Here is a 9,604-nt window from a genome sequence, read left to right as displayed (position 1 = left end):
TGGAGAAGTGCAGTCCGGCGCGAATTATCTACGCCACAGATTTGAGAATCTAAGGTCAGGTACGGCGTCCGGACTGCAGGCAGAAAGAACTGGCCGGCTCTTTCTGCACGTGGGGGATAATACAAGGTCGGGTCAGCGCCAGCGCCACCCGACAATTAGCCCGGCAACGCAGTTACCCTTTTAACTGATTACGGCGATACTCGCCCTGACGCTCCAGCATCCAGCCTGGATATTCACGCGGCAGCGCGCTAACGGCATCCAGTTGTTTCAGCTCTTCATCAGTGAGGCGAATTTCAGTGGCAGCAATGTTATCCGCCAGCTGATCCGGGCGTTTCGCGCCGATAATCACGCTACTTACCACAGGCTGATGCAGCAGCCACGCCAGCGCGATTTGCGCCACTGATACACCTTTGCTTTCGGCGATGTTGCGCATCACATCGATGCAGTCGAAACCGCGCTCTTTATCAACCGGAGGGAAATCAAATTCGAGACGACGACCGCCCGCTTCATTCTGCCCGTCGCGACCATATTTACCGCTAAGGAAGCCACCTGCCAGCGGGCTCCAGACCATCAGGCCCACGCCTTCACTGCGCATCATCGGCACCAGTTCGCGTTCCAGATCTCGCCCGGCGATGGTGTAGTACGCCTGCAAAGAGGCGAAACGTGACAGGCCGAGTTTGTCGGAGATCCCCAGCGCCTTCATGATTTGCCAGGCTGACCAGTTCGAGACGCCGATATAGCGCACATGCCCGTGTTGCACGAGGTTATCCAGCGCGTACAGCGTTTCTTCAATCGGCGTGGCCGGGTCAAAACCGTGCAGCTGATACAAATCGATATGATCGAGCTGCATCCTGCGCAGGCTTTCCTTCACGCTGTTGATGATGTGATACCGCGAGCTGCCCCGTGAATTGACGCCTGCGGTGCCGGTTTCGCCAAAGACTTTGGTTGCCACCACCACATTTTCACGCGGTACTTTGAGGTTCTTCAGCGCCTGGCCGGTTATCTCTTCCGAACGCCCTTCGGAATAGACATTCGCGGTATCGATAAAGTTGATGCCAGCATCCAGCGCGCTGCCCACCAGACGCTCAGCGTCGGCCTGTTGCAGCTGGCCAATTTTGCCCCACATACCGCCTTCGCCGCCAAAGGTCATGGTGCCAAGGCACAATTCAGACACAAACAATCCGGTATTGCCTAATTTCTGGTAACGCATAACCGCCTCCTCAGGGGATGTCTTTCGTGAACGTTGACTCGTATAAAGACTAGCCAGCTTCACGAAACTGCGAATGGGGCGTTCCTGCCTGTTTCTTGCCCAATCCTCCGAAACTCACCCGCGCGGAGCATCACCAAAGACGGAGTAGTCCGGTAGATAGACGTTCTGGTAAGTTTCCCAGCCGCCGCCGAGCGCTTTGTACAGCGCTACCAAATCGATTCGGCTCTGAACCTGCGCCTGAGCGTGTTGCTGCTTCGCCTGCGCCAGCTGTCGCTGAGCATCGAGCACATCGATAAACGTCGCCAGCCCTTGTTTGTAGCTGCTGCTGGCAAGACTGAACGCACTTTGCAGCGCGTCGATTGTTTTCTGTAATGCCTGTTCCTGCTTCTGGTCGCTGCGATAGCTCACCAAAGCATTCTCCACATCGCCGAGCGCCGTCAGAACGGTCTGCCGATATTGCAGCACCTGCGCCCCCTGCTGCGCTCGCGCCAGTTTGACGCTCGACACCAGCCGCCCGCCCTGGAAAATCGGAATCGAAATCTGCGGGCCGACGCTATAGAAATGGCTGCTCCAGTCGGTCAGCCAGTTGGTTTCCGAGTTGCGAAGTCCAAACTGCCCATTGAGCGTCAGGCTCGGGAACAGTTCCGCCACCGACACGCCAATTTGCGCCGTTGCCGCATGCAGATTGGCCTCTGCTTCACGCACGTCAGGACGGCGGCGTGCCAGCGTAGAAGGAATACCGGTTTGCACCACATCAGGCAGATTTGGCAGCGGCTGTGGCGTACTGAGTTCGTTATCCAGCGCACCTGGCGGTTTGCCGAGCAGGATAGCCAGCGCGTTCATCGCCTGGCGCTCTTGCGCTTCATATTGCGGGAGCTGTGCTTCCAGATTGCCCAATTGTGCTCGGGCATTTTCCACGTCCATTTGGGGCGACAATCCGCCCTTCTGGCGGCTTTCCGTCAGCTCCAGCGTTTCCTGCGCGCTGGCAATCTGGGTGTTCATCGTCGCCATAATGCTTTGCGTACCGCGCAGCTGTAGCCACGCTCGCGCCACTTCAGCCTCAAGCGACACCAGCGCGTCGTTACGTTGTTCTATCGCCGCTTGCTGCTGCGCCGCTGCGGCTTCTGTCTGACGGCGTACTTTGCCCCATAAATCGAGTTCCCACTGAGCATCAAAACTGCCCTGATAGAGATTTATCGGCTGCGTCAGCGGCTGAAGCGCCCCTTTCAAATCCGGATTGACGCTGTCTATCTGGTCGTAAACGCCGTGTGATTTCAGCTCTCCTTCAATGCCCAACTGCTGGCGCGTGGCCTGAAGCGAGCCGTTCACTGACGGGTAGAAAGCGCCGTTGGCCTGATTAAGCTGTTCACGCGCCCCGGCGATGCGCAGCGCCGTCTGCTGCAGGGAAAGATTACCGATGATCGCCCGTTCAATCAGGCTGTTGAGCTCAGCGGAGTTGAAGGTCGTCCACCAGCGCGTATTCACCGCCTGGGTTGCCGTTTGCGACTGAGCGGTTTTGTCCCCCGGATCGTTCCAGTGCGACGGCGTTTTCGGCTGCGCCGGCTGATAATCTGGCCCTACGGCGCAGCCGGTCAGCAACAGGATCAGGAGATAAGGCGAAGTTTTTTGCATGGTCAGTGTGCTCCTGCGCTGCCTTCACTCCTGACGGGCGAGAGCAGTAAACAGAACGGGATCAGGCATAGCGCGACCACGCTCAGGATCGTGAAAACGTCGACATAGGCGAGGAATCGCGCCTGGGCGATCATCTCTTTGTACAACTGCCCGCTGGCGAGACTCAGGGGCTCGCCAACCTGGGCGGTAAAATCGCGAATGGCTTGCGCTACTTGTTTTAGCGTCAACTGGAACGGCTCACTCAGCGGCGTGGCGTTGTAAGCCAGGTGCGCACTGTGCGTTTGCGCCCTTTCGGTCAGCGCCGCGGTAGACAGCGAGATACCCACGGACCCCGCCACGTTACGGAACATGGTAAACAGCGCGGCAGCATCGGCGTTCAACTGGCGCGGAATGGAGATAAACGCAATCGTGGTGAGCGGCACAAACAGGAACCCCAGCCCCAGTGACTGCGCGCAGCGGAACAGCACCAGCGTTTCAAAATCGATGGCGGGCGTTAAGTTTCGCGACCAGTAAAAGGAGACCGCCAGCAGCGTAAAGCCGAAGGCGATTATCCAGCGGGTCTGCACAATCGGCATGAGTTTCAGCACCAGTGGGATCGTCAGCACAATCAGCACCGCGCCGGGCGACATCACCAGCCCCGACCAGGTGGCAGTGTAGCCCAAATCCTGCTGAGCGAGCTGCGGGATAACCACAGAACTGCCGTACAAAATCATCGCCATCCCCGCCATCAGCAGACAGGACACGGCAAAGTTTTTATCCGCCATACAGCGTAAATCCACCACCGGTTTACGGGCGTAGAGAAGCCAGTAAATCGCACCGACGATGCCAATGAGCGTGAGTACCGCAAACGTGATGATGAAACTGGAGTGGAACCAGTCATCGTCTTCGCCGCGATCTAACATCACCTGCAAACAGCCAAGGCCGAGCGCGATAAGCCCGATCCCCGTCCAGTCGATGCTCGCTTTCCCTTCGGCCTTTTTCTCCCACGGGGGGTCTTCCAGCAGTTGATACACCGCCAGCACGGTCAGAATGCCGACCGGAATGTTGATAAAGAACACCCAGCGCCAGGAGTAACTGTCGGTGATCCAGCCGCCAAGCGTCGGCCCCATCACGGGCGCGACGATAATCGCAATCGACGACAGCCCAAACGCTTTGCCACGATCTTCCGGCTTAAAGTAATCGAGCAAAACGGACTGCTGAGTGGGCTGTAACCCGCCGCCGAAAAAGCCCTGCATGACGCGAAACAGAATGATTTGCCACAGCTCGGTGGCTATCCCACACAGAAACGAGCAGATGGTGAACATCACGATGCAGATGATGAAGAACTGTTTACGCCCCAGCAGGCGGCTTAAGAAGGCTGAGATGGGAAGTACGATACCGTTTGCCACCAGGTAACTGGTCAACACCCAGGTGGATTCGTCATAGCTGGCTGAGAGCGACCCGGCGACGTGCGGCAGCGCCACGTTGACGATGGTGGTGTCGAGAATTTCCATAAACACCGCCAGCGTGACGACAATCGCCACCGCCCACGGATTACTGGCAGGCTGCCAGTTTTCATGGCTGGACTCAGTCATTCAACCGTGACCTTCGGTTCAACGGACAAGCCGAGCGGAAGAGGATGATTCGCATCCAGCCCTTTATCGATAACGATTTTTACCGGTACGCGCTGTACGATTTTCACGAAGTTGCCGGTCGCATTTTCCGCCGGGAACGCAGAGAACTTAGAGCCACTGCCCTGCTGGATGCTGTCGACATGCCCTTCCAGCTCCATGTCCGGCCAGGCATCGACCGATACCGTCACCTTGTTGCCGGGCTTCATGCGTTCTAACTGAGACTCTTTAAAGTTGGCAGTCACCCAGACGTCCGCTGAAACCAGCGAAAACAGCGCGGTACCGGCCTGTACCAGCGTGCCGTTTTGCACGTTACGCTTAGTGACGAAGCCGTCAAACGGGGCTCGCACTTCGGTGTAAGAAAGATTCAGCTCTGCGGTTTCAAGCTGTGCTCTGGCCTGATCGACCTGGCGCTCACGCGCTTCAACATTGGTTTGCTGTTGACGAATTTGCAGCTGAACCTGATCGGCCACTTCCAGTTGGGCTTTGGCGCTGGCTAATCCCGCCTGCGCGCTGCGCAGTTGAGCATTCGCCAAGTCGATATTTTGTTGCGTGGTGGCACGAGGATCGACCCCGCGCTGGCGACGGTAAGCGGCTTCCGCATTGGCCAGATCAGCCTGCGCTTTCAACACATTTGCTCTGGCTTCATCGCGCTGCGCGGGGTATTGCACTTTCGACAAATCCAGCTGCGCCTGAGCCTGATGAAGCTGAGCGACAGCCAGCCCTAACTGGGCTTTAGCCTGATCGCGCTGGGCCGTGTTGTCTCGCGGATCGATAACCACCAGCAGATCGCCTTGCTTCACTCGCTGGTTATCCGTCACCTTTAACTCCGTGACGTACCCCGACGCTTTAGGCGCGATAGTGACCGCATTGCCGTCGGTGAATGCATCGTCGGTGGTTTCTTCATTGCGGGTCAGGAACCACCAGATGAGCGCCACCACCAGCATCACCACGACCACAACGCCGAGGATGATTAAGGGCTTTTTGCCGGGTCGCTTGCGGGAAGCATTGGAGTCAGTATTTTGTTCGTTTTCAGGGATGTCGTGGGTGTCAGCCATAGTGTCGCAACGGTCCTGTTGGTTAACGGCGTAACAGTTTCGCCGTTAACTAAACTTAGGTCGTTGCTTACCATTTGCCAGGAAATTACCAGGAAATCCTGACAAATGAGCATTATCTGACAACCCTCAACAGCCCGTAACCGACCAGTGCAGCCCACAGCAACATAGGGAGGGAATAGAGATGGAAACGCCACCAGATTCGCTTGTCGTTCGCCATTCGCAGCGCAATCAGGTTGGCGAGCGATCCGGGCAGCAGGCCGAATCCGCCGACGTTCACCGCCCAGGCGAGCAACAGTGAAGGCGGGACGTAGTTAATAAGCAGGATGGTAGACGGCACGTTACTGATCACCTGCGATAAGCCGATTGCTGTCAGCCACAGTCCACCGTCTGATAACCCGGCCACGCCGTTTAACGCGTGATGCAGGATCGGTAACTGCGTCATCAGATGGACGTCGATAAACATCGCCATAAACACCAGCAGCAGCGTCCAGTCGACGCTTATCACCACGCGCCGTTCCAGCACCAGGAAGCCTGCGGCGAGGATCGCCAGCCCCCACAGCTCCTGATGAAATTCCAGGCTCAGCAGGAACACCAGATAGAACGCCAGGCAGCTCCAGACCAGTTTAGGCTTCCAGCCGGGGGTTCGATCGCCACTTTGAAAGTGCAACGCTTTCGCCGGGAAGCAGAGCCAGCACAGCGCCAGAAGCGTCAGCATCATCGCCAACGCGAGCGGCGCCATCTGCCAGCTAAAGTCGAGGAAAGAGAGCCCGGAACGCCCCCACAGCAAAATATTCTGCGGGTTGCCAATCGGGGTTAATAACGATCCGGCATTGACCGCCAGCGCCTCAAAAATAATCAGCCGGTTCACCGGGATCGCGCACCACTTCTTGAGCGTCAGCGTCAGCGGCACGACGATAAACAGCGCCACATCGTTGGTCAGGAAGGTCGACAGCAGCGCCGCGGCTAATACCATAAAGTGGGCTAATTGCCGTTCAGTCACAAAGCGCCGCGCCATTTTGCGGCCCAGCACGTCAAAATAACCGCTCTGCTCCACACCTTTGGTCAGCAGCATTAAGCCACTCAGGGTAATAATCGTGTGCCAGTCAATCGCCGCAGGCCAGGCCCTGGGGTGAAAGGGAACAAAAAAGCAGAGGATAGCGCCGATAACCATCAGCAGGTGTAAGAAGCGGTCACTCAGTAGCGACCGCAGAAAAGGGAGGTTCATTCAGCGTGAAATCCCGCCTGAAGGGTAAACTGTCGGAAGCGTTCCAGCGTTTCTTCGCTGACGTGGTGTTCCATACCTTCTGCATCGCGGCGGGCAATTTCCTGGCTCACACCAATTGCCAGCAGAAAGTTTTCGACGATTTGATGACGCTCGCGGGTTTCCTGTGCCAGTTTTTCCCCTTCCGGAGTCAAAAACACCCCGCGCCAGGGGATCTGTTCGATAAGACCCACTCCAGCCAGCCGTTTAAGCATTTTAGCTACCGTAGGCTGGGAAACGCCCAATCGCGCAGCCATATCCACCTGCCGGGCTTCCCCTGATTCGCGGATCAAATCAGAAATGAGCTCCACGTAATCATCAATAAGCTCCCGGCGATGCGCTTCCCGCACCTGACGAAATCCTTCAACGTGTTCTTCGACATTCACTAACTGCGCCACTTTTTTTAATCCTGGTTTTCCCGGGCGATGACTCATGGGGCTTCCTCTTCGAGGTGACGCGTCACAGCATCAGATAAAGATGCGTCCATTGTATAGGATCGTGAGCCAGGCACAAAAAATTAACGTTTTAGCAATAGCTATACAATATAGCCTGTGCTATATCTGTATGTAATACGAACATCCTTCACGGAACGAAGGGGCTGAACGTTCAGGAGGTCAAGATGAACGAACTCAAGAGGTGCTTAAACGTGTTTACCCATTCTCCTTTTAAAGTCCGTCTGATGCTGATTAACATGCTGTGTGACATTTTCAACGGCAAACCCCAGCAGGACAAACCCACTCACTAAATGCGGCGTCGCGGTACGCCGCTTCATTTTGCTGTCATCAAACCCTGTCAGACTGGTCGTTTGGCCTAAAAACCCCCTTCTTTTTTCTGGATTTGTAATCATCCTCGCAAAACAATTTGTTATGAGTAGTTGACGTTCCCATTCATCAAATTTATCTTCTGGCATCCCTGCGGATCTTGCGCCTCGTTGAACCCTTTCTTCACGCACTGCACAGCAGGTTTTACCCTTTGACGCCAGGGGACGCACATGGCGGCTTTTTGATTGTGACCTATGAATGTAACGCTGAAAGAATCGCTGGCCGCACGTGGTCTGGCGCTTAACCCGTGGACCGGATTTTACTTTTTACAATCACTGCTGATTAATCTGGCGCTGGGATATCCTTTCAGCCTCCTGTATGCCATCGCCTTTACCTGCGTACTGCATGTGGTATGGCGTGCCGCACCTCGCACGCAGAAAGTGCTGCTTGGGATTATTTCGCTTATTTCCGCTTTCTATTATCCGTTTGGCCAGGCTTACGGCGCGCCGAACTTTAATACCCTGCTGGCGCTGCACTCCACCAACGCCGAGGAATCGACGGAAATTCTGACCATCTTCCCGTGGTACAGCTACTTTATTTCGCTGTTTATTTTCGCGCTCGGCGTCATCGCCATTCGCCGTAAGGCAGAAGAAAAACGTGCCTGGAGCAAAATCGATATTCTGTGTCTGCTGTTTGCCGTCGGCATGATTTTCGTGCGGCCGGTTCAGGAGATTGCCTGGGATGGCGTGTTCCGCATCAGTAAAGTGGGCTATCCCGTTGCGCGCTTTGTGCATGATGTGGTGGTAAGTAACGATCAGGTGCTGGAAGAACAGGCTCGTCTGGCGCAGTTTGCTAATCAAAAAGACACCTGGAACGTGGTGGCGGTCAAACCGAAATATCACACTTACGTGGTGGTGATTGGCGAGAGCGCGCGCCGGGATGCGATGGGCGCATTCGGCGGCCATTGGGATAACACCCCGTTTGAAAGCCAGGTGAATGGCTACCTCTTCACCAACTATGTCTCCGCCAGCGGCTCGACGCAAAAATCACTGGGTCTGACCCTCAACCACGTGGTGGATGGTAAACCACAATATCAAAACAACTTTGTGACGCTGGCTAACCGCGCGGGCTTCCAGACCTGGTGGTTCTCTAATCAGGGGCAAATTGGCGAATACGATACGGCGATTGCCAGCATCGCCAAACGTGCCGACGAAGTGCATTTCCTGAAAAACGGTGATTTTGAAGCAGATAAAAATACCCGCGATGAAGAGCTGCTCAAAATGACAGCGCAGGTGCTGGCGACCGAACGCACTCAGCCACAGCTGATTGTGCTGCATCTGATGGGATCGCATCCGCAGGCTTGCGACAGAACGCAGGGGAAATACACGGATTTTGTACAGTCGAAAGAGACATCCTGTTACCTCTATACCATGACGCAAACCGATCAGTTGTTGAGCAAGCTCTACGATCAGTTGCGCAATGCCGGAGACAGCTTCTCGCTGGTGTATTTCTCTGACCACGGTCTGGCCTTCAAAGAACGGGGCAAAGCGGTACAGTACCTGGCGCACGACGATAAGTTCCAGCAGAACTTCCAGGTGCCGTTTATGGTGCTCTCGAGCGACGATAAAGCGCATCGCATTATTAAGGCGCGGCGTTCAGCCAACGATTTCCTGAGCTTCTTCTCACAGTGGACAGGGATTCAGGCACAAGAAATTGCGACGCCGTACCGCTTTGTTTCAAATCAGAAAGCGGGCCCGGTGTACGTCACTAACTTCCAGTTACAAAAAGTGGAATACGATCATCTCGGGACGGATGTGTTTGAGACTTCGACTCGTTAATCAGAAGCGCCCGGCGGCACTTCGTTTGCGCGGGCCAGCAGTTTGTAGGTTAGCGCAGCGCCACACCTCCCAACAGACAAAAAAATCCGCCCTCAGGCTAACACCGATCGGTTAAGCAGAATGATCGGTTGAACGATCCGGCGGGTAGACGACAATAGCCTCATCAATTTTCTGATGGGGCTTTTTTATGCTTTCTTCCTGGCTCGACGATACCCAAACCTGGGCCGAACCCGC

Annotated in this window: 8 protein-coding genes; 2 read left to right on the top strand and 6 right to left on the bottom strand. The window is 55.5% G+C overall.

What is annotated here, in order from left to right:
• Positions 1–172: 172 nt before the first annotated feature.
• The 6 genes from ACRCWW_RS12920 to mntR form a co-directional block, all read right to left on the bottom strand.
• Positions 173–1,210, bottom strand: coding sequence for an aldo/keto reductase (locus ACRCWW_RS12920; protein WP_438682768.1), 1,038 nt, complete (start codon positions 1,208–1,210; stop codon positions 173–175).
• A 114-nt stretch (positions 1,211–1,324) separates the two neighbouring features.
• On the bottom strand, positions 1,325–2,842 hold the full coding sequence (locus tag ACRCWW_RS12915) for an efflux transporter outer membrane subunit (protein ID WP_438682767.1): 1,518 nt from the start codon (positions 2,840–2,842) through the stop codon (positions 1,325–1,327).
• 2 nt (positions 2,843–2,844) lie between these two features.
• Positions 2,845–4,416, bottom strand: coding sequence for a DHA2 family efflux MFS transporter permease subunit (locus tag ACRCWW_RS12910; protein ID WP_438682766.1), 1,572 nt, complete (start codon positions 4,414–4,416; stop codon positions 2,845–2,847).
• Positions 4,413–5,510, bottom strand: a complete 1,098-nt coding sequence (locus ACRCWW_RS12905; RefSeq protein ID WP_438682765.1) for an HlyD family secretion protein — start codon at positions 5,508–5,510, stop codon at positions 4,413–4,415. The genes ACRCWW_RS12910 and ACRCWW_RS12905 overlap by 4 nt, the downstream gene beginning before the upstream one ends.
• Before the next feature lie 112 nt (positions 5,511–5,622).
• On the bottom strand, positions 5,623–6,735 hold the full coding sequence (locus ACRCWW_RS12900) for an anion transporter (protein WP_438682764.1): 1,113 nt from the start codon (positions 6,733–6,735) through the stop codon (positions 5,623–5,625).
• A complete protein-coding gene (mntR, locus tag ACRCWW_RS12895; RefSeq protein WP_438682763.1) occupies positions 6,732–7,205 on the bottom strand; it encodes a manganese-binding transcriptional regulator MntR in 474 nt (157 codons plus the stop codon). Before mntR ends, ACRCWW_RS12900 begins: the two co-directional genes overlap by 4 nt.
• Positions 7,206–7,390: 185 nt before the next feature.
• Between mntR and mntS the strand changes: the two genes are divergently transcribed.
• Both mntS and ACRCWW_RS12885 read left to right on the top strand, forming a co-directional pair.
• Positions 7,391–7,516 carry a manganase accumulation protein MntS gene (mntS, locus tag ACRCWW_RS12890; protein WP_330983446.1) on the top strand — a complete coding sequence of 42 codons (126 nt, stop codon included), beginning with the start codon at positions 7,391–7,393 and terminating at the stop codon, positions 7,514–7,516.
• A 270-nt stretch (positions 7,517–7,786) separates the two neighbouring features.
• Positions 7,787–9,370, top strand: coding sequence for a phosphoethanolamine transferase (locus tag ACRCWW_RS12885; RefSeq protein WP_438682762.1), 1,584 nt, complete (start codon positions 7,787–7,789; stop codon positions 9,368–9,370).
• Positions 9,371–9,604: the final 234 nt, after the last annotated feature.

Source organism: Scandinavium sp. (assembly GCF_051650185.1).
Classification (GTDB): domain Bacteria; phylum Pseudomonadota; class Gammaproteobacteria; order Enterobacterales; family Enterobacteriaceae; genus Scandinavium.
The sequence above is the reverse complement of the archived record's forward strand: the minus strand, read 5'-3'. Positions and strand labels throughout refer to the sequence as shown.

What these genes read in the sequence shown, in the direction of transcription:
- ACRCWW_RS12920 (WP_438682768.1), bottom strand. Translation starts at nt 1,210, where the DNA reads ATGCGTTACCAGAAATTAGGCAATACCGGATTGTTTGTGTCTGAATTG.
- ACRCWW_RS12915 (WP_438682767.1), bottom strand. Translation starts at nt 2,842, where the DNA reads ATGCAAAAAACTTCGCCTTATCTCCTGATCCTGTTGCTGACCGGCTGC.
- ACRCWW_RS12910 (WP_438682766.1), bottom strand. Translation starts at nt 4,416, where the DNA reads ATGACTGAGTCCAGCCATGAAAACTGGCAGCCTGCCAGTAATCCGTGG.
- ACRCWW_RS12905 (WP_438682765.1), bottom strand. Translation starts at nt 5,510, where the DNA reads ATGGCTGACACCCACGACATCCCTGAAAACGAACAAAATACTGACTCC.
- ACRCWW_RS12900 (WP_438682764.1), bottom strand. Translation starts at nt 6,735, where the DNA reads ATGAACCTCCCTTTTCTGCGGTCGCTACTGAGTGACCGCTTCTTACAC.
- mntR (WP_438682763.1), bottom strand. Translation starts at nt 7,205, where the DNA reads ATGAGTCATCGCCCGGGAAAACCAGGATTAAAAAAAGTGGCGCAGTTA.
- mntS (WP_330983446.1), top strand. Translation starts at nt 7,391, where the DNA reads ATGAACGAACTCAAGAGGTGCTTAAACGTGTTTACCCATTCTCCTTTT.
- ACRCWW_RS12885 (WP_438682762.1), top strand. Translation starts at nt 7,787, where the DNA reads ATGAATGTAACGCTGAAAGAATCGCTGGCCGCACGTGGTCTGGCGCTT.